18 protein-coding genes are annotated in these 20032 nt (G+C 71.5%); 10 read left to right on the forward strand and 8 right to left on the reverse strand.

Going from position 1 to position 20032, the window contains the following annotated elements; all coding sequences use genetic code 11:
- Positions 1-121 precede the first annotated feature (121 nt).
- Positions 122-601 carry a hypothetical protein gene (locus tag AB0C35_RS21895; protein ID WP_358458581.1) on the forward strand — a complete coding sequence of 160 codons (480 nt, stop codon included), beginning with the start codon at positions 122-124 and terminating at the stop codon, positions 599-601.
- A gap of 1 nt (position 602) precedes the next feature.
- On the opposite strand, the gene AB0C35_RS21900 is transcribed toward AB0C35_RS21895, so the two are convergent.
- The gene (locus AB0C35_RS21900; RefSeq protein WP_358458583.1) at positions 603-1379 is read right to left on the reverse strand and encodes a TIGR00730 family Rossman fold protein; all 777 of its coding nucleotides are present in this window, start codon (positions 1377-1379) and stop codon (positions 603-605) included.
- 14 nt (positions 1380-1393) lie between these two features.
- Positions 1394-2476, reverse strand: coding sequence for a succinyl-diaminopimelate desuccinylase (gene dapE, locus AB0C35_RS21905; protein WP_358458585.1), 1083 nt, complete (start codon positions 2474-2476; stop codon positions 1394-1396).
- A gap of 28 nt (positions 2477-2504) precedes the next feature.
- Here dapE and AB0C35_RS21910 point away from each other — a divergent pair, with 28 nt between their 5' ends.
- Complete coding sequence (locus AB0C35_RS21910) at positions 2505-3179, forward strand: 4'-phosphopantetheinyl transferase superfamily protein (protein WP_358458836.1); 675 nt, start codon at positions 2505-2507, stop codon at positions 3177-3179.
- Here AB0C35_RS21910 and AB0C35_RS21915 read toward each other — a convergent pair.
- The gene (locus AB0C35_RS21915) at positions 3172-4098 is read right to left on the reverse strand and encodes a hypothetical protein (protein WP_358458587.1); all 927 of its coding nucleotides are present in this window, start codon (positions 4096-4098) and stop codon (positions 3172-3174) included. The genes AB0C35_RS21910 and AB0C35_RS21915 overlap by 8 nt on opposite strands.
- A gap of 44 nt (positions 4099-4142) precedes the next feature.
- On the opposite strand from AB0C35_RS21915, the gene AB0C35_RS21920 reads away from it, so the two are divergent.
- Complete coding sequence (locus tag AB0C35_RS21920) at positions 4143-4979, forward strand: 2,3,4,5-tetrahydropyridine-2,6-dicarboxylate N-succinyltransferase (protein ID WP_358458589.1); 837 nt, start codon at positions 4143-4145, stop codon at positions 4977-4979.
- A gap of 172 nt (positions 4980-5151) precedes the next feature.
- On the opposite strand, the gene AB0C35_RS21925 is transcribed toward AB0C35_RS21920, so the two are convergent.
- Positions 5152-6339 carry an FUSC family protein gene (locus AB0C35_RS21925; protein ID WP_358458591.1) on the reverse strand — a complete coding sequence of 396 codons (1188 nt, stop codon included), beginning with the start codon at positions 6337-6339 and terminating at the stop codon, positions 5152-5154.
- Positions 6340-6392: 53 nt separating this feature from the next.
- Between AB0C35_RS21925 and AB0C35_RS21930 the strand changes: the two genes are divergently transcribed.
- Genes AB0C35_RS21930 through AB0C35_RS21940 form a run of 3 tightly spaced genes read left to right on the forward strand, consistent with a single transcriptional unit; the run spans position 6393 to position 10044 of the window.
- A complete protein-coding gene (locus tag AB0C35_RS21930; protein WP_358458593.1) occupies positions 6393-7232 on the forward strand; it encodes an SMP-30/gluconolactonase/LRE family protein in 840 nt (279 codons plus the stop codon).
- Entirely contained in the window at positions 7229-8629 is a 1401-nt protein-coding gene (locus tag AB0C35_RS21935) for a glucose-6-phosphate dehydrogenase (RefSeq protein ID WP_358458595.1), read from the forward strand. Before AB0C35_RS21930 ends, AB0C35_RS21935 begins: the two co-directional genes overlap by 4 nt.
- On the forward strand, positions 8626-10044 hold the full coding sequence (locus AB0C35_RS21940) for a sugar porter family MFS transporter (RefSeq protein WP_358458597.1): 1419 nt from the start codon (positions 8626-8628) through the stop codon (positions 10042-10044). The genes AB0C35_RS21935 and AB0C35_RS21940 overlap by 4 nt, the downstream gene beginning before the upstream one ends.
- A gap of 59 nt (positions 10045-10103) precedes the next feature.
- On the opposite strand, the gene AB0C35_RS21945 is transcribed toward AB0C35_RS21940, so the two are convergent.
- Positions 10104-11570: an MFS transporter gene (locus tag AB0C35_RS21945; RefSeq protein WP_358458599.1), complete on the reverse strand. Its 1467-nt coding sequence runs from the start codon at positions 11568-11570 to the stop codon at positions 10104-10106.
- 161 nt (positions 11571-11731) lie between these two features.
- On the opposite strand from AB0C35_RS21945, the gene sigJ reads away from it, so the two are divergent.
- Positions 11732-12634: an RNA polymerase sigma factor SigJ gene (gene sigJ / locus AB0C35_RS21950; RefSeq protein ID WP_358458601.1), complete on the forward strand. Its 903-nt coding sequence runs from the start codon at positions 11732-11734 to the stop codon at positions 12632-12634.
- A gap of 1 nt (position 12635) precedes the next feature.
- Here sigJ and AB0C35_RS21955 read toward each other — a convergent pair whose 3' ends face one another.
- Positions 12636-13115 carry a carboxymuconolactone decarboxylase family protein gene (locus AB0C35_RS21955; RefSeq protein WP_358458603.1) on the reverse strand — a complete coding sequence of 160 codons (480 nt, stop codon included), beginning with the start codon at positions 13113-13115 and terminating at the stop codon, positions 12636-12638.
- Positions 13112-14191, reverse strand: a complete 1080-nt coding sequence (locus tag AB0C35_RS21960; protein WP_358458605.1) for a dihydrodipicolinate reductase — start codon at positions 14189-14191, stop codon at positions 13112-13114. The genes AB0C35_RS21955 and AB0C35_RS21960 overlap by 4 nt, the downstream gene beginning before the upstream one ends.
- Before the next feature lie 263 nt (positions 14192-14454).
- Between AB0C35_RS21960 and AB0C35_RS21965 the strand changes: the two genes are divergently transcribed.
- From AB0C35_RS21965 to AB0C35_RS21975, 3 genes are all read left to right on the forward strand, one after another.
- Positions 14455-16005: a GMC oxidoreductase gene (locus AB0C35_RS21965; protein WP_358458607.1), complete on the forward strand. Its 1551-nt coding sequence runs from the start codon at positions 14455-14457 to the stop codon at positions 16003-16005.
- A 97-nt stretch (positions 16006-16102) separates the two neighbouring features.
- The gene (locus AB0C35_RS21970; protein WP_358458609.1) at positions 16103-17323 is read left to right on the forward strand and encodes a glycosyltransferase family 4 protein; all 1221 of its coding nucleotides are present in this window, start codon (positions 16103-16105) and stop codon (positions 17321-17323) included.
- Positions 17302-18597, forward strand: a complete 1296-nt coding sequence (locus AB0C35_RS21975) for an MFS transporter (protein ID WP_358458611.1) — start codon at positions 17302-17304, stop codon at positions 18595-18597. Before AB0C35_RS21970 ends, AB0C35_RS21975 begins: the two co-directional genes overlap by 22 nt.
- Before the next feature lie 7 nt (positions 18598-18604).
- Here AB0C35_RS21975 and AB0C35_RS21980 read toward each other — a convergent pair whose 3' ends face one another.
- Positions 18605-19957 (reverse strand): hypothetical protein, encoded by a 1353-nt coding sequence (locus tag AB0C35_RS21980; protein ID WP_358458613.1) that lies wholly within the window; start codon positions 19955-19957, stop codon positions 18605-18607.
- Positions 19958-20032 lie beyond the last annotated feature (75 nt).

Genomic DNA, 20032 nt, shown 5'->3' on the forward strand with positions numbered 1-20032 from the left:
GCCCGTCTTGACGCTTTCCCTACGCCGACGTCCCCGATCTTCACGCGATCCCTACGCCCACCCGGCCGCTCGGCGCATGGGCGCCGGAGGAGAGGGCAGACGACCCCACGGGGAGGTCGTCATGGGGACACGGATGCCGGAGAGGGACGCGGGCACGATCGTCCGCGCGGGAGCGCGCGGGCTCGTCGCCGCGATGGCGATGACCGGCGTGCGGACCGTGACCGCGGCCGTCGGGCCGCACGAGCAGACACCGCCCGAGGCGATCGTGGAGAAGCATCTGCCGTTCCTCCGGAAGCTGCCCGAACGGCATCGGGAGGCCCTCACCGAACTCTTCCACTGGACGTACGGCACGGCCGGCGGCGCCGTGTACGGGCTGCTGCCCCGCCGGGTCCGGGGCAACCCCGTCAGCGGGCCCGTCTACGGGCTGGCGATCTGGCTCGGCTTCGAGGTCGGCATCGCCCCGGCGCTCGGCGTCAGGCATGTGCACGAGCACGGTTTCGCGTGGCGGACCGTGGTCGCCCTGGACCATCTGCTGTACGGCGTCGTCGTCGGCGGGCGGCTGGCCCCCGAGCCCTCGTCCCGCCGCCTGCGCCGCCGGTGAGTCACTCGGCCCCGGTCTCCCCCGCCTCGGCCTGCGCGCGGGCCTCGATGATCTCCTGCTCGGCGCGGGTGTGGCCTTCCACGATGATGCGGACGGCCTCCTCCGGGTCGTCGGTGAGGTGGATCAGGTCGAGGTCGTGAGGGGAGATCTTGGCGGAGGGGAGCATGGTCGAGCGGATCCACTCGATCAGGCCGCCCCAGAACTCGGTGCCGACGAGGACGATCGGGAACCGGGTGATCTTCCTGGTCTGGACGAGGGTGATCGCCTCGAACAGCTCGTCCAGCGTCCCGAAGCCGCCGGGCAGCACCACGAACGCCTGCGAGTACTTCACGAACATGGTCTTGCGGACGAAGAAGTAGCGGAACTCCAGCCCGATGTCGATGTGGTCGTTCAGCTTCTGCTCGAAGGGCAGCTCGATGCCGAGGCCGACCGACAGGCCGCCGTTCTCGTCGCAGCCCTTGTTGGCCGCCTCCATGATCCCCGGGCCGCCGCCGGTGACCACGGCGTAGCCCGCCTCGTGCAGCAGGGCGCCGATCTCCACGCCGAGCTTGTACTCGTCGGAGTCCGGCTTGGTGCGGGCGCTGCCGAACACGCTGACCGCCTTCGGCAGCTCCGCCAGGAGGCCGAAGCCCTCGACGAACTCCGCCTGGATCCGCAGCACGCGCCACGGGTCGGCGTGCACCCAGTCGACCGGGCCGCGCGCCTCCAGCAGCCGCTGGTCGGTGGTGGTCTTCGGGACGGCTCTGCCCCGCAGCATGGCGGGCCCCGACCGTCGCATGGGGGAATCAGGATTCAAAGGCATGGGGCCACGTTAGTAGGCCCCTCCAGCCACGTGCGCATACGTCGCTCGCACTCCGCTATCAGAGGAATCTCGACGTACTCGTCCTTGGTGTGGGCGAGGGTGGGCTCGCCGGGCCCGTAGTTCACGGCCGGGACGCCGAGTTCGGCGAAGCGGGCGACGTCCGTCCAGCCGAGTTTGGCGCGGACTTCGGCGCCGCTGGACGCGACGAACGCGGCGGCCGCAGGATGCGTCAGCCCGGGACGCGCGGCCGCGGCGCTGTCGGTGACCTTCACCTCGAAGCCGCCGAAGATTTCCCGGACGTACGCCTCGGCGTCGGCGGCGGACTTGTCGGGCGCGAACCGGTAGTTCACCGTGACGACGCATGCGTCGGGGATGACGTTGCCCGCGACGCCGCCGCCGATGAACACGGCGTTCAGGCCCTCGCGGTACTCCAGGCCGTCCACGACCGGACGGGTCGGCTCGTACGCGCGGAGCACGTCCAGGATCGCTCCCGCGGCGTGGATCGCGTTGGAGCCCATCCACGCCCGCGCGCTGTGGGCCCGCTCCCCTTTCGCCGTGACCTCGGCGCGCAACGTGCCCTGGCAGCCGCCCTCGATCTGGGCGCCGGTCGGCTCCATCAGCACCGCGAAGTCGCCGGCGAGCAGGTCGGGGCGCGTCTCCGCGAGCCGCCGCAGCCCGTTGCGCTCGGCTTCGATCTCCTCGCAGTCGTAGAAGACGTAGGTGATGTCGCGCGTCGGCGCGGTGACGGTCGCGGCGAGGCGGAGGGCGACGGCGACGCCGCTCTTCATGTCCGTCGTGCCGCAGCCGTAGAGCCGGTCGCCCACCACGCGGGACGGCAGGTTGCCGTTCAGCGGCACGGTGTCGAGATGCCCGGCCAGGACGACGCGTTCGGCGCGTCCGAGGCCGGTGCGGGCGACGACGTTGTTGCCGTCGCGTTCCACCGCCAGATGCGGCAGTGTCCGCAGCGCCGCCTCGACGGCGTCGGCGAGGGGCTCCTCGGCGCCGCTCACCGACTCGATGTCGACGATCGCCGCCGTCAGGTCCGCGACGTCGGAGAAGAGATCCAGGCCCATGCTCAAGTCTTATCATCGCGTCGTGGACATGAATGTGCTGGAGTGCGCCGTCCACTGGGCGGTCCCGGCCGACGAGCCCGGGATGCGCGCCCTCCTCGACGACGCGGAACGCGACCGCTACGAGCGTTTCCGCCGCGCCGAGGACCGGGCCCGCTTCGTCACCGGCCGGTTCCTCGCGCGGACGACGCTGGCCGAGGTCACGGGCCGCGACCCGCGCGGCATCCGGTTCACCACCGGCTGCCGCCACTGCGGCGGCGCCCACGGCAAGCCCAGGCTCCCTGGCGCCGGCGTGGACTTCTCGCTCTCCCACTCCGGTGACCGGGTCGTGCTCGTCCTCGCCGAGGGCGCCGAGGTCGGCGTGGACGTGGAGCGCGAGAGCGACCGCGACATCGACCGGCTCGCCGAGATGGTCCTCACCGCCCCGGAGCGGGAGGCACTCGCGGCCATGCCGGACCGCAGGCGCGGCTTCCACTCCTACTGGAGCCGCAAGGAGGCGCTGCTGAAGGCCACGGGCCACGGCCTGGCCGCCCCGATGACGGCCATCCGCGTCACCGCACCCGACGAGCCCGCCGAGGTCCTGGCGTGGGACGGCGAGGCGGCGGTCTCCCCCGTCCGCCTGGCCGACCTCGACCCCGGCCCCGGCTACGCCGCCGCGGCCGCCGTCCTCACCGGCCGCCCCCTCAAGATCACCGAAGTCACTTGACGATGACGCCGTCGTCGGGGGCCGACCCGTCCGGCGTCCAGCCGTCGTGGCCCGCCTCGGCCTGCCAGTGCTTGCCGGCGTAGCGGACCTCGGTGAGCCCGTACACCTGCGCGTGCGTCACCGCCCACGCGGCGACGGCCCAGCCGAACCGCGCGCTGGTCACCTTCACCGCGTTCCAGGACTCCGGACGTGACGGCGCGCCCGCCGTGAGGGGGCTCGGGCCGCCCACCTGGAGGCGGCTGCCGAACGCGCGGCGCATCTCCCGGATCGCCTCCGGGCGGCGGGACTCGGTCCGCTTGTCGGGCGGGTACCAGCAGCGCGCGGTGCCCGGCTCGCGTCCCGTGAAAGCCAGCGCGAGGACCTCGCCCTCGTCCTCGTGCTGGGCGTAGGCGCGGCCGTCGGCGCTGCGCTGCACCTCCTGCGCCGCGACGTGCAGGTCGCTGTCCAGGTAGTCCTTCACCTTGACCAGGGCGTCGAAGAACTTGCTGGTGGACTGGACGGGGTCGCGGAGCTTGTCGGGGGTGCCCCAGCCCTGCGACGGGCGCTGCTGGAACATGCCCACCGAGTCGCGGTCGCCGCCGGGGAGGTTGCGCATGTGCGACTCCTGGATCGCGGTCGCGTAGGCGATCACCACGGCCCGCTCCGGCAGCCGTTTGCGGAACGCGACGGCGGCGATCGTGGCGGCGTTCGCGCCCTGCTCCAGGTCGAGCGGCATCTTGCCGGCGCTCGACGTCACCTCGCAGCCGGACCCGTGCAGGTAGGGGCGGGCGCGCTGGAACAGCACATAGCCGCCCACGGTCAGCAGCACCACGATGACCGACAGGCCCGCGGCCCAGCCCAGGCCGCCGCGGCGGCGGCGCCCGCCGCCGTCGTCCGCGCCCCCATCGGGGCGTGTCCTCAACCTTGCCCAAACAGCCACGCGACGAAGGTACCGGGAGATGGCCACCAGTAAGCTCAGGAGGCATGACCGAATCGTTCACCAGCCCGATCTCCGGCGGCATCGACGAGCTGTGGGAGCGGCGCGCCGACCTCACCCCTGAGGACGCCGACGCGCGGGCCGCCATCGTGGCCGCCGTCGACCAGATCGACGCCGGGGAGGCCCGCGTCGCCCACATCGACCCCGCGTCCGACGAAGTGATCGTCGACGAGCGGGCCAAGCGGGCGATCCTGCTGAGCTTCAAGGTCCTCGCCATGGCGCGCTCCCAGGTCGGCGACTTCCGGTACCACGACCGCATCCCGCTGAAGAGCCGCCTGGACGGCGTCCGCGTCGTCCCCGGCGCGATCGCCCGCTGGGGCTCCTACCTGGCGCCCGGCGTGGTGCTGATGCCGTCGTTCACCAACATCGGCGCCTACGTCGACTCCGGCACGATGGTCGACACGTGGGCGACCGTGGGCTCCTGCGCCCAGGTCGGCAAGAACGTCCACCTGTCCGGCGGCGTCGGCATCGGCGGCGTCCTGGAGCCGCCGAACGCCAAGCCGGTGATCATCGAGGACGAGGCGATGATCGGCAGCCGCTCGATGATCGTCGAGGGCGCGCGGGTCGGGAAGGGCGCCGTCGTCGGCTCCGGCACGAACCTGTCGGCGTCCATGCCGGTCATCGACGTGGAGACGGGCGAGGAGATCAGCCGCGGCCGCATCCCGGACTGGTGCGTCGCCGTCGGCGGCACCCGCACCAAGGAGTTCAAGGGCGGGACGTTCGGGCTCCCGGCGGTGCTCATCCTGAAGCGCCTCGAAGAGGGGCAGCGGCACGACAAGGCGTCCCTCAACGACATCCTGCGCGACCACGGCGTCAACACCTGACCGTCATCGTCAGATGACCGACGGTGACTTCACGAGGTGAGCATCGCCTGAAACCGGGTACTCGCACTGGTGGCGGCCCTGCGCCGCCTCCAGATGACCTACGTCGGCCCCGGGGGTTGCCTTGCTCACCGCCATCGAGGGGGCATGGGCCGGCCGTCCGATCCGGGGACCGCTAGCGGGTTCCGCCCTGGTGCCGTCTGATCCAGCCGAAGAACCGGCCGGGCGCGGTCACCGGTTGGTGCACGCGCTGCTCGAGCACGCCTTGACGGACCGCCTCGATCGCATCGGCGAGGTCGACGCCGGCGAACGTGATGACATCGGTCGCGACGATGCGAAGGCTGTCCGCCAGGGGCGCCTGCTCCGAGCCGGTCGGCAGGTCCTGCGAGGCGATATGAGTCGCGAGTTCCAGCGAGCGGTCTGCGGCGTGCTGGCGTGTCTCTCGGTCGCTGAGCTCACGGGCCAGCGAGGCGATGATTTCCGCCAGGTCGCGCACCGGCTGTTCGAACCGGCGACGGGTGCCGGCGGCCGACGCGACAAGGCGCGCGAGTTTGGCGCAGCTGGCATTGAGCAGGTCGAGGTGCTCCGCGTTCTCGTTCTCGCGCACGATGACCGCCGCGTGCGCCCGCCATCCCAGCGCACGGCGGGTGACGCTTGTGCTCGCCCGCCCGGCCCGGCGCAGCTCGGCCAGGCGGTCGCGCACGTCGCGGAGCTCCTCGACGGCCTGGTGGGCGAGTTCGTCGTCGTCCCGGGCGATGGCTCGGGCGGTCGTCGCGAGACCGCCGGCGATCGCGGTGAGCGCCGCCTTCTCGGCGCGGCGCAGCAATGCCAGTGGTTCCGGTGGGAAGAGGAGCTGCGTGATGACGAGCGCGATGCCGGCACCGGTCACGGCGTCCACCAGGCGCTCGAGACCGTTCGCCACATCCCCGACCGCCACCACGAGGATGGCGCTGAACGCGGCTTGGACGGCGACGAGCGGCGGGTCCGCGACGGCGCGCGCGATGGCCAGGGAGCTGAAGATGGCGAACGTCATCACGCCGAGACCGGTCCCCATGGTGATGAGCACGAGATCGCCGATCACGAGACCGAGGATCACGCCCTGCATGAGCCGGACCGCGTTCAGGCCGCGTTCGCCGAGGGTCGCGATCAGCACGATGATCGCCGCGATCGGGGCGAAGAACGGTGCGGGATGGTCGAACAGGTACCGGGCGATCCCCCAGGCCGCGCCGGCGCCGGCGGTCGCCTGCAGGAGGACCCACCAGTCCGCGGCGGCTCGATGACCGGCCGCCGCGAGACTCGCCGCCGCACGATGCATGACCGCGCGGGCGGTATGGGGCATCGGCGCTCTCACCTGCTTCATCATGCCCACACGGCGCCGTTCGACTGCCTCGGCCGATGCCGGAAGGGTGGCCGGCGGTGAAGGTCCAGCAGATCACCGAGCCGGTGGCCTACCACGGTGAGGGGCCGGTCTGGTCCGACGCGTGGGGCGGTCTTCGGTGGCTGGACATGCTGGCGGGGGACGTGCTGTCGCTCGCCCCGGACGGCACGGTCGCGCGGCGCAACGTCGGCACCGTGGTCGCCGCGATCCGGCCCAGACGGCAGGGCGGCGCGGTCATCGGCGTCGAACGCGGCTTCACCTTGGAGGACGCGGACGGGGCGGTGACCACCTTGGATCCCCTGTGGAGCGACCGCGGTGTCCGGATGAACGAGGGCGGATGTGATCCCGATGGGCGGTTCTACTGCGGGTCCATGGCCTACGACCAACGGGAAGGGGCGGGCGCGGTGCACCGCCTGGACCCCGGCGGCTCGGCGACGGTCGTGCTCGACGGCGTGACGATCTCCAACGGCCTGGAATGGAGCCCCGACGGCGGCCGCGCCTACTACGTCGACACCGCGACCGAGCGGGTCGACGTCTTCGACTACGACCGGGAGCACGGGCTGACCGGGCGTCGCGCGTTCGCCGCCGCGCCGGGCGGCCCGGACGGGTTGACGGTCGACGAGGAGGGAGGTGTGTGGGTCGCCTTGTACGGCGGCGGCTCCGTGCGCCGGTACGCACCGGACGGCACCCTCGACGAGGTCGTGGAGCTGCCCGTCACCAAAGTGACGGCGTGCACCTTCGGCGGGCGCGGGCTCGACCGGCTGTTCATCACCACGTCCCGCGAGCACCTGGATCCCGGTGCCGAACCGGAGGCGGGCGCGTTGTTCGCCTGCACACCTGGCGTGCGGGGCGTCCCAGTACGGGAGTTCGCCGGATGAGCGGCGCAGGCGGCCCGCCAAGCGGGCGGACGCAGACGCTGGTCATTCTCGGGGCACGCGGTGACCTGACCGCGCGGCTGCTGCTTCCGGGGCTGGGGGGCCTGGTCGCCGCGTCCGGGCTGGAGGAGTTGTTCCTGGTCGGCAGCAACCGGGGAGAGTGGACCGACGACGGGTGGCGATCGGTCGTCGCGCACGCGTTCGCGGCGGGCGGCGCGCGCGGACCGGCCGTCGACACCGTGATCCGCAACGCCCGCTATGTGGCCGCGGACGCCACCGACGAGGGCGATCTGCGTCGCCTGATGGACTGCCGCCGCGGCCGCCTCACGCTGTACTTCGCGCTGCCCCCGGCGGTGATCGCCCAGGCCTGCCGGGCGCTGGCCCGGATCGGTGTGCCCGACGGTACCCGCGTGGTGCTGGAGAAGCCCTTCGGCACCGACGCGGCCGACGCCGCCGCGCTGAACCAGGTGCTCCGCGGTTTCGTGCCGGAGGACCACGTCCACCGCGTCGACCACTTCCTCGGCATGTCGACGGTGCTCAACATCCTGGGCGTCCGGTTCGCCAACCGGGTGATCGAACCGCTGCTGACCGCCGAGCACGTCGACGCGGTCGACATCGTCTTCGACGAGACGCTGGGGCTCGAAGGCCGCGCCGGTTTCTACGACGCGACGGGCGCCCTGCGCGACATGATCCAAAGCCACCTGCTGCAGGTGCTGTCGCTGGTGGCGATGGTCGCGCCGAGCACGCTGGAACCGCTCGACGTGCGGGACGCCAAGGCGCAGGTGCTGCGGGCCACCCACGTCTGGGACCGGCGCCCCGAGCAGTTCAGCCGCCGCGCCCGCTACACCGCCGGCGAGGTCGACGGCCGCCGACTCCCCTCGTACCTCGACGAGCCGGGCATCGACCCGTCCCGCCAGACCGAGACGCTGACCGAGGTCGTCTTCGCGGTCGACACCTGGCGGTGGGCCGGGGTGCCCTTCCGCGTCCGCTCGGGGAAGGCGATCGGGTCGCCCCGGCAGGAAGTCGCCTTCACGTTCAAAAGCCCCCCGCACGTCCCACCCGGCCTCACCGGAACGGCCATCGACAACCGGCTCCGCATCGGCATCGGCCCCCGGCGCCTCCAACTGGACCTCAACATCAACGGCCCCGGCGACCCGTTCACCATCGAACCGGTGACGCTCGACGCCGGATTCGGCCCCGGCGACCTCCTGGAGTACGGCGAGGTGCTCCGCGGCGTCCTCCAGGACGAGAAGCCCCTGTCGGTGCGCGGCGACATGTCGGTCGAGTCGTGGCGCATCGTCGAGCCGGTGCTGGACGCATGGCACTCCGGCCGCGTCCCCCTCGACCACTACCGGGCCGGCAGTGCCGGCCCGCAGACATGGGGGGACTGGCCGACATGACCTGCGAACCGATGAACGTGCGCCCCGCAGCGGAGAGCCGATTCGAAGAGCTCACGCCGCAAGGGCTCCGGACCGTCCGCAGATGGGCGATCTCCATCACCATCGGTAGCTTCCTGTTCGGCTTCGACACCGGAATCATCTCCGGCGCACTGCTGTTCATCCGCGAAGACCTGGGCCTCACCTCCTTCGAGCAGAGCTCGGTGGTGAGCGTCCTGCTGCTCGGCGCGGTCGCCGGCGCACTCGTCAGCGGGCGCATCGCCGACCGCTACGGACGGCGGCCACTCCTCGCCGCCCTCGGCGCGGTGTTCTTCTTCGGGATCGTGGCCGCCGCCATCGCCGGGGGCTACTGGCTGCTGATGCTCGGCCGGTTCGTCATGGGCCTCGCGGTCGGCGGCGTGTCGGCCACGGTGCCGACCTACCTCGGGGAGATGGCGCCGCCCCAGATCCGGGGCCGCATCCTCACCCTCAACCAGCTGCTCATCACCGTCGGTCTGCTCGCCTCGTACATCGTGAACTGGGCTTTCGCCGACTCTGAGCAATGGCGCGCGATGTTCTTGGTCGGCGCCGTCCCCGCCGCGCTCCTCGTCATCGCGTGCGTGTGGCTGCCCGAGTCCCCGGTCTGGCTGATCGACCGCGGCAGAACGGCCGAAGCCCGAAAGACTCTCGAAAGGGTCACCAGGCCGGGCATCCCGGACAGGGTCATCGCACGCTACGAAGAGCCCGACCGCGGGGACCGGGACGGGACCGGAGGGGAGTCCGGCCGCGCGCGGGCGCTGCTGACGAGAACGGTCCGCCCCGCGCTGCTGGTCGCCGTGATCCTTGCCGCGCTTCAGCAGTTCTGCGGGATCAACACGATCCTCTACTACGCGCCGACGATCATGGAGACCACCGGTCTGTCCGCCTCCAACGCGATCTACTACTCGGTGTTCATCGGCGTCATCAACGTCATCATCACCATGGTCTCCGTCAGCCAAATCGACCGGATCGGCCGCCGCCCGCTGCTGCTCGTCTCCCTCGTCGGGATGGGGATCTCCATCGCGCTGCTGGGGGTGGCGTTCGCCGCGGAACTGAGCCCGGTGATCACCCTCCTGTTCATGCTGCTGTACATCGTGGCGTTCGGAATCGGCATGGGCCCGGTCTTCTGGGTCCTGCTCGGCGAGATCTTCCCCACCTCCCTGCGCGCCGAGGGTTCCAGTGCGGGCGCGACCGTGAACTGGCTCTCCAACTTCCTGGTGAGCCTTGTGTTCCTGCCTCTCATCGACGCCATCGGCCAGGCGTCGACGTTCTGGCTCTTCGCCGGGGTCTGCGCCGCCGGCGTGGTGTTCGTCGCCATCTGGGTCCCCGAGACGCGTAACCGTCACGCCGACGAGGTCGCCGCCGAGCTCCACCGGCGGTGGAGCGTCCAGGCGCATTGACGATGTCCTGACGCCCACCAGGCGGGCCCTCGCGGTGGTCACGAACAGGACTCTCGCCGTCAGCGCGTGGGGACGGGCTCGGGGGCGGCGTCCAGGGAGACCTCGTGGGCTTCGCCGTGGGTGTTGGCGGCGCGGAGGGCGACGATTGCCGCGCCGAGCAGGAAGAGGCTGCCGGCCAGGAGGGCCCGGGAGAAGCCCGACGTCAGCGCCTCGGGCATCGGGGTCCGGTCGGCGAGCAGGCCGTCGGTGCGGGACGCCGCGACCGCGGAGAAGATCGCGAGGCCGAGTGCGCCGCCGAGTTGTTGCGATGCGTTGAGCAGGGCGGCGGCGAGACCGGCCTTGTCCGGTGGGACGTTGGCGTTGGCGGCGGCGGTGACGGACACGAACGTGAAGCCGAGCCCGAACGAGGCGAGCATCAGGCCGGGCAGCAGGTCGGTGAGGTAGTGGCCGTCCACGGGGATGCGCGACAGGAGGTAGAGGCCGGTCGCGGCGAGCAGCAAGCCCATGATCATCAGCGGCCGGGTCCCGGCTCGGGGGATCAGCTTGGTCGAGATGCCGGCGGCGATGCCGACGCCGAAGCAGAGCGGCAGGTAGGCCGAGCCGGTCTCCAGCGGCGAGTAGCCGAGGACGTTCACCATGTAGAGGCTGAGGAAGAAGAACATCGACAGGAAACCCGCGACGGCGACGAGCTGGGTGACGTCCGCGGCCGCGAGGCCCTTGATCCGGAAGATCGACAGGGGCAGCAGCGGGTTGCGGCCGCGCTGTTCGTTGAGGAGGAAGGCGAGGAGGAGGGCCAGGGAACCGGCCAGACCGCCGATGGTGCGTGTCGTGTCCCAGCCGACATCCGGTGCCTTGACCAGGGTGTAGACGAGCAGCATCATCCCGCCGGTGACCAGGACGGTGCCGAGGACGTCGAAGTTCGCGAGGCGGGCGCTGCGCCGGTCGCCCTCGACGAGGAGGAACAGGCCGGCGATCACGAGCACGCAGACCGGGACGTTGACCAGCATCACCCAGCGCCAGCCCGGTCCCTCGGTCAGCAGCCCGCCGAGCAGCACCCCGGCGGCGGAGGCGCCTCCGGCGACGCCGCCCCAGACGCCGAGCGCCTTGGCCCGGTCGCCGCCCTCCTTGAACATCGTCGTCAGGATCGACAGGGTGCCGGGCAGCATGAGCGCGGCGCCGACGCCCTGGGCGAGCCGGGCGCCGATCAGGGTTCCGGAGTCGGTCGCGAGGCCGCCGACGACCGAGGACAGCGAGAACAGCACCGTCCCGGCGACGACGACGCGGCGGCGGCCCAGCAGGTCGGCGAGACGGCCGCCGAGCAGCATGAACCCGCCGTAGGTGAGCAGGTAGCCGGACGGCACCCAGGTGAGGTCCTGGACGGAGAAGTCCAGGTCGTCGCGGATGGCGGGCAGCGCCACGTTGACGATCGAGGCGTCGATGAAGTCCAGGAACGCGATCGCGCACAGCAGCGTCAAGGTGAGCTTGCCGCGTCCGGTCGCGAGGAAGGACGGTGGTGAATCGGTCATGGTGACCCCCTTCTGCGAGTTTTCGCGACCCATGAGCGGAGGCGGGGCGGGGAGTGTGACAGCGGACGGCCGGGATGAGGCCCACATCACATTTCGGGCGGGGATGTCACACTCGCGGTGGCGGCACGTCTCTCAGGGGGGAGCGCACAGGAGGTCGGGACATGCTCGAAGGCACCGCCGAGGACGCCGCGACGCGGGTGTTCGCCGATCACCGGGAGCTGCTGTTCTCGGTCGTCTACAACCTGCTCGGAAGCGTCGCCGACACCGAGGACGTCCTTCAGGACACGTGGCTGTCATGGGCGTCCAGGAACGGCGCCGAGGACGCGGAGGAGATCCAGAATCCGCGCGCCTACCTGGTGCGGATCGCGGTCAACACCGCACTCGCCCGGCAGTCGCTGATCAACCGGCGCCGGGAGACGTACGTGGGGCCGTGGCTGCCCGAGCCGCTCGTGAGCCACGCCGACGCCGGTGACGCCGCCGAGCGGACGGAGGCGGTGTCGATGGCGCTGCTCGTCGTCCTGGAGACGCTGACGCCGCTGGAGCGGGCGGTGTTCGTCCTGCACGAGGTGTTCGGCTATCCGCACACCGAGATCGCCCCGATCCTGGACCGGAGCCCGTCGGCGGTCCGGCAGCTCGCGCACCGGGCGCGGGAGCACGTCCACGCCCGGCGCCCCCGCTTTCAGGCCGACCCGAAGGTGCAGCGGCAGGTGACCGAGCGGTTCCTCCAGGCGGCGCTCGGCGGCGACCTGGAGTCGCTGCTGGAGATGCTGGCGCCGGACGTGACCCTGTGGCGGGACGCCGGCGGCCGGGCCGGGACGATGCTGCGGCCCGTCCACGGCCGCGACAAGGTGGCGCGCGTCATCGTGGGGACGGCGACCCGCCACCGGCCCGAGAACCTCCACGTCCGCTACCGGACGGTCAACGGCGACCCGTCGGCGGTGCTGTTCGACGCGGACGCGCCGTTCGGCGTCATGGTCCTCGACCTCGCGCCGGAGGGCGACCGCATCCAGGGCGTCTACGCCGTCGCCAACCCGGACAAGCTCTCCCGGATCGAGGACGAGTGAGTCAGGGTCTCGGCAGCATGCACATGGTGTCGAGGCCGAGGACGTGGTTGAGGCGGCCGAACGCCAGCCAGGAGCCGATGGACATGCTCAGCTCCACGATCTCGCGCTGGGTGTAGTGCGCGGTCATGCGGTCCCAGAACTCGTCGTCGAGGCTGTGATGGTCGAGTGCGTACCGTTCGGCGTACTCGGCGGCGAGGCGGGTGCGGTCGTCGAACGCGGTCGTGGTGCGCCATTCGGTGACGGCGTCGGCGAACTCGTCCTCGACCTTCTGGCCGTCGCGTTCGGTGCGCCAGTCGAGGCAGAACACGCACCCGTTGATCTGGGCGATGCGCAGCCGCGCGGCCTCGAACTCGCGGAGGCCGAGGGTGGTGTGCTCGTAGACGGCCAGGGAGAGGTTCGCGGCGGCGGGGCCGATGCCGGGGACCATCTCGCCCCACGCGTACTGGATCGGGTCCTTGCCGTCGGGGATGTCGAGGTTCATGGGCGGGTGCCTCCGAGCTTGCCGACCGCGGGACGGATGGGGACGTCGAGCGCGTCATAGAGGCCGGGTTCGGCATTCACGAGCCAGTCGACGGCGCCGACCAGTCGTCCGACCGCGGTGGCGTTGCCGCCGGCGGCGCGGTTCCCCTCCCCGTCGGTGGCCTCGACGGTGACCTCGATGCGCGGGTCGCCCTCGATGACGACCCGGTGCGCCCCGTCGCCGTCCGGCGGCGCCGGCCAGTCGGGGGCGCAGGACGGGTGGATGCGGGTGACGTGCTCGATGACGATGCGGGGTTCGCCTTCGACGATGCCCTGCACCTCGAAGCGCACGGCGCCCTGGGTGCCCTTCTCGAAGTCGCCCATGGACGTCGTGGTGACGGTGGCGTCGAGGGGAAGGCGGTCCACGGTCTCACGGATCTCGTCGAGGTCGACGCCGAGGGCGTGGGCCATGAGCCGGACCTGCCCGCCCCACACCATGGTCGGGACGGTCGCCATGAGCATGGGCGGCTCGTAGTCCATCGGCTGGCCCATGCCGACGAGGTACCGGACGGAGTCGGGCTGGTCGTAGGTGGAGTAGTCGAAGATCTCCTGGCAGCGGATCACGTCGATGGTGCCGCCGAGCCCGCTGATCATCAGCGGCAGGACGTCGTTGCCCCAGCCGGGGTCGACGCCGGAGACGAACAGCGAGCCGCCGCCCTCGGCGACGGCGTCCAGGACGGCCTGCCGCATTTCGGGCGGGGCGTTGCGCTGGTCGTAGAGCGCGTACAGGGCGGGGGTGACGACGACGGCCCCGCCGCGGATCGCGCGGACGATGTCGGCGAGGGCGTCGTCCGGGCGGATGTCGCCGGACGCCGCGTACACGACGGCCTGCGGGCCGGTGGCCAGGACGGCGTCGACGTCGGTGGTCGCCGCGACGCCGAGGTCGCGGCCGAGGCCGCCGAGTTCGCCGGCGTCCCGTCCGTCCTTGCCGGGGTCGTGGACGATCACGCCCGTGAGTTTCAGCGCGGGGTGGGCCTCCACCGCGCGGATGGACAGCCTGCCGACATTGCCCGTGCCCCATACGACGGCGGAGATCATGGCCAGAGGCTAACAAGCCCCCGCCGCCTTGCCAAGCAAGCATTTGGTCGACAGCCCGTAACCTGTTGCTACGCGTGCGTGATCGAACAAAAGTTACTTTCAGGTATCTAGTGACTTCCCTCATTTCGAGAGGTAGAACCTGTTTCAATCTCGTCCAGAGTGAGGGAGGTCACATGGCTGACTCCACCATGCCAGCCGGTCAATCCACCGCCATCTCGCGCCGTGCCCTGCTAGCTGGAACTGGTTCTATCGTCGGACTGGGCATGCTGGGCCGAACCGGTCACGCCCGTGCCGCGACCACCGCCGCCGCCGGTCCGATCGGCAACGGGGCGCACGTCCCGGCGCTGATCGTCGGCACCGGCTACGGCGGCTCCGTCGCCGCCCTGCGGCTCGCCCAGGCGGGCGTCCAGGTCCACATGATCGAGATGGGGATGGCGTGGGACACCCCCGGCTCGGACGGAAAGATCTTCGCCAACACCAGGACGCCCGACTACCGGTCGTACTGGCTCCGGACCAGGACGAAGCAGCCCCTCAGCAACTTCCTGGGCTTCCCGCTCGACAAGAACGTCCCCCGCTACACCGGCATCCTGGACGCCGAGGACTTCAGCGGCATCACCGTCTACCAGGGCCGCGGCGTCGGCGGCGGTTCGCTGGTCAACGGCGGGATGGCCGTCACCCCGGAGCGCAGCCGGTTCGGCTACGTCCTCCCGTCGGTGGACGCCAACGAGATGTACAACGTCTACTACCCGCGCGCCAACGCCGGGCTCGGCGTCAACCAGATCGACCGGGCCTGGTTCGACACCACCGACTGCTACCAGTACGCCCGGGTCGGACGTAAGCACGCCGAGCGCTCGGGCTTCGACTTCGTCTACGTGCCCAACGTCTACGACTTCAACTACATGGAGCAGGAGGCGGCCGGGAACGTTCCCAGATCGGCGCTGGACGCCGAGATCCTCTACGGCAACAACCACGGCAAGAAGTCCCTGCAGCAGACCTACCTCGCCCAGGCCAAGGCCACCGGCAGGGTCGCCATCTCACCGCTGCACAGGGTGACCTCGGTGTCCCCGGCGTCCGGCGGCGGCTACACGGTCGCCATGGAGCTGCTCAACACCAGCGGCGACGTCACCGGCACCAAGACCGTGACCGCGGACAAGGTGTTCTTCGCGGCCGGCAGCGTCGGCACCAGCAAACTTCTGACCAAGCTGAAGGCCACGGGCGCGCTGCCCGGTCTGAACAACGAGGTCGGCAAGGGCTGGGGCGACAACGGCAACGTCATGTGCGGCCGCGCCAACCACATGTGGGACGCGACCGGCAGCCTCCAGTCGTCCATCCCCACGGGCGGCATCGACAACTGGGACGCCGGCGGTGCGTTCGCCGAGGTCGCGCCGCTGCCGACCGGCATCGAGACCTACGCCTCGTTCTACCTGTCGATCACCAAGAACCCGAACCGGGCCGCCTTCTCCTGGAACGCCGGGGCGGGCAAGGTCGACCTGAACTGGCAGACCGCGTGGAAGCAGCCGGGCATCGACATGGCAAAGTCGATCTTCGACAAGATCAACCAGAAGGAGTGGACGATCTACCGGACCGACCTGTTCGGCGTCTACAAGATCTGGGGCGACCACCTCACCTACCACCCGCTCGGTGGAGCGGTCCTCAACAAGGCCACCGACAACTACGGCCGCCTGCACGGCTACTCCGGCCTGTACGCCATCGACGGCTCGCTCATCCCCGGCAACACCACCGTGAACCCGTTCGTCACCATCACCGCCCTCGCCGAGCGGAACATCGAAAAGATCATCACGACCGATCTGTGACCGTTCCTTTGACGCGCCGTTGACGACGGTCCGGCCACGGGCGCGTGTGGCCGGACGTCCGGTGAATGGCCTGCTCCTGCCGGGGAAACGGGTCCCCATGGACATTCCCCGGACTCTGGTGCTCACCGGGCACTTCCCACCGGAGCCGGGCGGGGTGCAGACCTTCACCTGGGAACTGGTGCGCAGGCTCCCCGCCGACCGGCTGCTCGTGGTCGCGCCCGCCTGGCCCGGGGCAGCCGAGTTCGACGCCGGACTGGACTTCCCCGTCGTCCGGCGGCACGCCTACCTGCTGTTCCGGGGCCTGCGCCGGCTCGTCGCCGAGCACGGGACGGACGTGGGCTGGATTCCCGCCGCCGCGCCGTTCGCCATGTACGCGCCGCTGGTGAAGGCGGCCGGGGTGACACGGCTGATCGGCTCCACGCACGGCCAGGAGCTCGGCTGGTTCCGGGCCGCGCCCACCCGCGGCGCGTTCCGCGCCGTCTCCCGCGCCTTCGACGCGCTCACCTTCCTCACCGCCGTGAGCCGCGACGAGATGGCGGAGGTCCTCGGCGACCGGACGCGGCTCGTCCAGCTCGCCGGCGCCGTCGACGCGACCCGGTTCCGCCCAGGGCTGGACGGTGCGACGGTGCGCCGGCGCCACGGGCTCGGGGACGGGCCCGTGATCGTCAGCGTGTCCCGCCTCGTCCGCCGCAAGGGCCACGACCGGCTGCTGGACGCCTGGCCCGAGGTCGTCCGGCGGCACCCGGACGCCCGGCTCGTCATCGTCGGCGAGGGGCCGATGCGGCGGCGGCTCACCGAGCAGGCGGCGCGGCTGGCCCCCGGCACCGTCACGGTGACCGGGCCCGTCTCCGCCGCCGACCTGCCGCGCTACTACGCTGCCGCCGACGCCTTCGTCCTGCCGTGCCGGGACGACCGCCGCGGGCTGCAGGTCGAGGGCCTCGGCCTGTCGGTCCTGGAGGCGTCGGCGGCCGGGCTGCCGGTCGTGGTGGGCCGGTCCGGCGGCAGCCCCGAGTCCGTCCTCGACGGGCGGACCGGGACCGTGATCGACGCGGCGTCCCCCCGCGAACTCGCGCGCACCCTGAACGGCCTGCTGGACGACCCGCGCGGCGCCCGCCGCATGGGCGAGGCGGGCCGCCGGTGGGTGTGCGACGACTGGAGCTGGGACCGCGCGGCGGCCCGGCTCGCCGACCTCCTCCGCGGCGCCCCCGCCGAACCCGCCGGAACGGCGGGACCCACCGGGCCGGCGGCCCGGCCGGGAACGGGGCTTCGGGACGCGGCACGGAGGGTGAGCCCCGCATGGGACTCAAGGAGCAGCTGAACCGCCGCGACTTCCGGCGCCTCATGGTGGGCCAGACGGTCTCCTCGTTAGGAGACTGGATGGGCACGCTCGCCCTGATGTACTTCGTGCTGGAGCTGAGCGGGTCCACGACGGCGGTCGGCGGCGTGCTGGTGCTGCGCCTGCTGCCCTCGGCGGTGGGCGCGCCGGTGGCGGCGCGGATCGTCACCCGGTGGCGGCGGCGCAGCGTCATGATGAACTCGGACCTGGTGCGCATCGGGATGGCGCTGGCGCTGCCCGTCCTGCCGTGGCTGTGGTGGGTGTACTTCTGGGCGTTCGCCATCGAGGTCGTCGGCCTGGTGTTCCTCCCCGCCCGGGACGCCGCCATCCCCTACCTCATCCGCGACCGCAGCGAGGGGCGGCGCGGCGACCGCGAGGAGCACGACACCGGCACGCTGGAGGTCGCCAACGGCATCACGATGGCCACGTCCTACGGCATGATCCCGGTGGGCGCGGGGCTGTTCGGGCTGCTGCTGTGGCTGTCGAACAACGCTGGCTGGGAGGGCCACTGGCGCTATGTCCTGGTGTTCTGGCTGAACGCGCTGAGCTACCTGGTGTCCTACTTCGTGATCCGGTCCATCCCGGACCTCGGCCCCGCCGCCGGGGAGCGGCGGGCCGAGGAGCGGGAGGTGAAGCAGGGCCGGTTCATCGACGCGCTGCGGCTCCCCGTGGTGCGCGGGGTCCTGCCCGGCGTCGCGGTGGTCGCGCTCGGGCTGGGCGCGCTGTTCTCGCTCGGCGTGGTCTTCGTCCGGAACGTCCTGGACGCGAGCGCGGTCGGGTTCGGTGTGCTGGTGGCGCTGTTCGGCGTCGGCGCGATCATGGGCCTGGTGATCGTCCGGCGCGGGACGTGGAACCTGATGACCCAGATCCGGACGGCGACCGCGCTGCAGGGCGCGGTGATCGCCGCGATGGGCGTGCTCGCCTCGACGACCTGGTCGTTCCTCGGCGCCGTGCTGTTCGGCGGCGCCGCCACCGCCGCGCTCGTCGGGGCCATCACCTACCTTCAGGAGAGCCTGGACGGCTACCGCCGGAACCTGGCCCTCACCGCGTTCCACGCCGTCCTGCGGTTCGGGCTGGCCCTGGCCGCGCTGCTGTCGGGCGCCGCGGCCGACCTGCTCGAACAGTGGGACCCGACTCCGCTCGGCGTCGCCCCGGCGCGGCTCGTGCTGGCCCTGTCCGGCCTGATCGTGATCGCCGGGACGTTCCTCATCCGCAGGTCCGGCACGGGTTCCGGCCGGGGACCGGAACCCGTGTGAACGGACGTCAGGGGCAGGCGGGGAACAGCCGCCGGGTGCCCGCGCCGGCGTCGTAGGCGGCGCGGTCGCTGAACCCGCACCCGTATTCGGGATCGGCGACCACCTGCGGCTTCGTGGTCACGTCACCGGCCGGGCGCCTGCCGGCGTCGACCCAGCGGACCAGGTCGTCCCACGCCGTCCCCGCCTCGGTGGCGGAGAACTCGCAGTGCTGGATCGTGCGGATGGCGCGCTGCACGAGCAGCCGCGACCGGTGATGCCGCGCCACCTCGGAGGCGTAGATCTGCTCCATGGAGAACGGGACGAACATGTCCCCCAGACCGTGCAGGCTCAGCACCGGAATCTGCGGTCGCCCGTTGATGCGCGGGATCTGGGAGAGCCGGTTCGACAGCCGCGCCGGCAGGTTCTCCGGCCGCACCCTTTGCACGCTCGCGTTGACGTCGAACGGCTCGTTCGGCTCGTACCGGGTGAAGAGGTTGGTCGAGAGCTGGTCGGGGTTCTCGGCCAGCGTGGCGTCCGGGACGGGCGGGGACGCCAGCGAGAACGGGAAGTCCTTCCAGACCGCGAACGCCTGCGCGTCGCCGGGCCGCGGCCCGCCCGTCCGGTTGATGGCTATCGCACGGAACTGCTTCCCGCGCTCGTTCGTGGTGTCCGGACCGCCGGGCGTCAGCCCGGTGAGCCCGAGGTTCTCCATGATCTTCGGGACGGTCACCGTCGCGTACTGGTCGGTCACCGGGTATTCGCGGACGCCCGCCAGGTCCTGGGCGACGAGGTTGTAGTCGAGGAAGAAGTCGAACAGTTCGTGGTCGCCGAGCACCCCGCACATGGGCAGCGCGCCGTCGTAGTAGCGGGGGAACTGCTCGATCGAGCGCCCGATGACGTGGCCGCCCATCGAGACGCCGACGATGAGGCGCTGCTCGGGCCGTCCCACCTTGTCGGCGAACAGCTCCGCGACGTCCCGCGTGCTCAGCACGCCCGCCCGGACGTCGTACCCGTTGCGGTAGTAGGACGACGCCGCCCACGCGTACCCCTGGTCGAGGAGCCGCTGCCGCAGCCCGAACGGCGGCGGCCCGACCCGCAGCACGAACCCCTGGCCGGCGTACCCGTGCGCGTAGAGCACCAGCTTGCCGTTCCAGTCCGGCGGCACCTCGATGATGTAGGCGGAATGGCGGTGCACGCCCTGCGACACCCGCGTCGGCTCCCCGTCCACCTGGGCGGGCGGGAGCGGCGGATTCTCGATCGTGTACCCGGGAAGCGGCTGGTCGCCCGGCGTCCGGTCGGCATGGGCCGTCCCCGCCGCGCCCAGCGGGACGACCAGGGCGAGGACGGTGGCGGCGAGTGCGATGAGGGCTCGGATGCGCATGATGCTCCTCTAGAAGATCAAACGCATTACATACCGTCCGGTCGGTTTGTTGAATGGCAATGACCACATCCGGCC

Origin of the sequence: Spirillospora sp. NPDC048819 (assembly GCF_040650055.1) — a bacterium.
GTDB lineage: Bacteria > Actinomycetota > Actinomycetes > Streptosporangiales > Streptosporangiaceae > Spirillospora.

Excerpts from the sequence above, each read along its gene's own strand:
- AB0C35_RS21895 (WP_358458581.1), top strand. The coding sequence starts at position 122 with ATGGGGACACGGATGCCGGAGAGGGACGCGGGCACGATCGTCCGCGCG.
- AB0C35_RS21900 (WP_358458583.1), bottom strand. The coding sequence starts at position 1,379 with ATGCGACGGTCGGGGCCCGCCATGCTGCGGGGCAGAGCCGTCCCGAAG.
- dapE (WP_358458585.1), bottom strand. The coding sequence starts at position 2,476 with ATGGGCCTGGATCTCTTCTCCGACGTCGCGGACCTGACGGCGGCGATC.
- AB0C35_RS21910 (WP_358458836.1), top strand. The coding sequence starts at position 2,505 with ATGAATGTGCTGGAGTGCGCCGTCCACTGGGCGGTCCCGGCCGACGAG.
- AB0C35_RS21920 (WP_358458589.1), top strand. The coding sequence starts at position 4,143 with ATGACCGAATCGTTCACCAGCCCGATCTCCGGCGGCATCGACGAGCTG.
- AB0C35_RS21925 (WP_358458591.1), bottom strand. The coding sequence starts at position 6,339 with ATGATGAAGCAGGTGAGAGCGCCGATGCCCCATACCGCCCGCGCGGTC.
- AB0C35_RS21935 (WP_358458595.1), top strand. The coding sequence starts at position 7,229 with ATGAGCGGCGCAGGCGGCCCGCCAAGCGGGCGGACGCAGACGCTGGTC.
- AB0C35_RS21940 (WP_358458597.1), top strand. The coding sequence starts at position 8,626 with ATGACCTGCGAACCGATGAACGTGCGCCCCGCAGCGGAGAGCCGATTC.
- AB0C35_RS21945 (WP_358458599.1), bottom strand. The coding sequence starts at position 11,570 with ATGACCGATTCACCACCGTCCTTCCTCGCGACCGGACGCGGCAAGCTC.
- sigJ (WP_358458601.1), top strand. The coding sequence starts at position 11,732 with ATGCTCGAAGGCACCGCCGAGGACGCCGCGACGCGGGTGTTCGCCGAT.
- AB0C35_RS21955 (WP_358458603.1), bottom strand. The coding sequence starts at position 13,115 with ATGAACCTCGACATCCCCGACGGCAAGGACCCGATCCAGTACGCGTGG.
- AB0C35_RS21960 (WP_358458605.1), bottom strand. The coding sequence starts at position 14,191 with ATGATCTCCGCCGTCGTATGGGGCACGGGCAATGTCGGCAGGCTGTCC.
- AB0C35_RS21965 (WP_358458607.1), top strand. The coding sequence starts at position 14,455 with ATGCTGGGCCGAACCGGTCACGCCCGTGCCGCGACCACCGCCGCCGCC.
- AB0C35_RS21970 (WP_358458609.1), top strand. The coding sequence starts at position 16,103 with ATGGACATTCCCCGGACTCTGGTGCTCACCGGGCACTTCCCACCGGAG.
- AB0C35_RS21975 (WP_358458611.1), top strand. The coding sequence starts at position 17,302 with ATGGGACTCAAGGAGCAGCTGAACCGCCGCGACTTCCGGCGCCTCATG.
- AB0C35_RS21980 (WP_358458613.1), bottom strand. The coding sequence starts at position 19,957 with ATGCGCATCCGAGCCCTCATCGCACTCGCCGCCACCGTCCTCGCCCTG.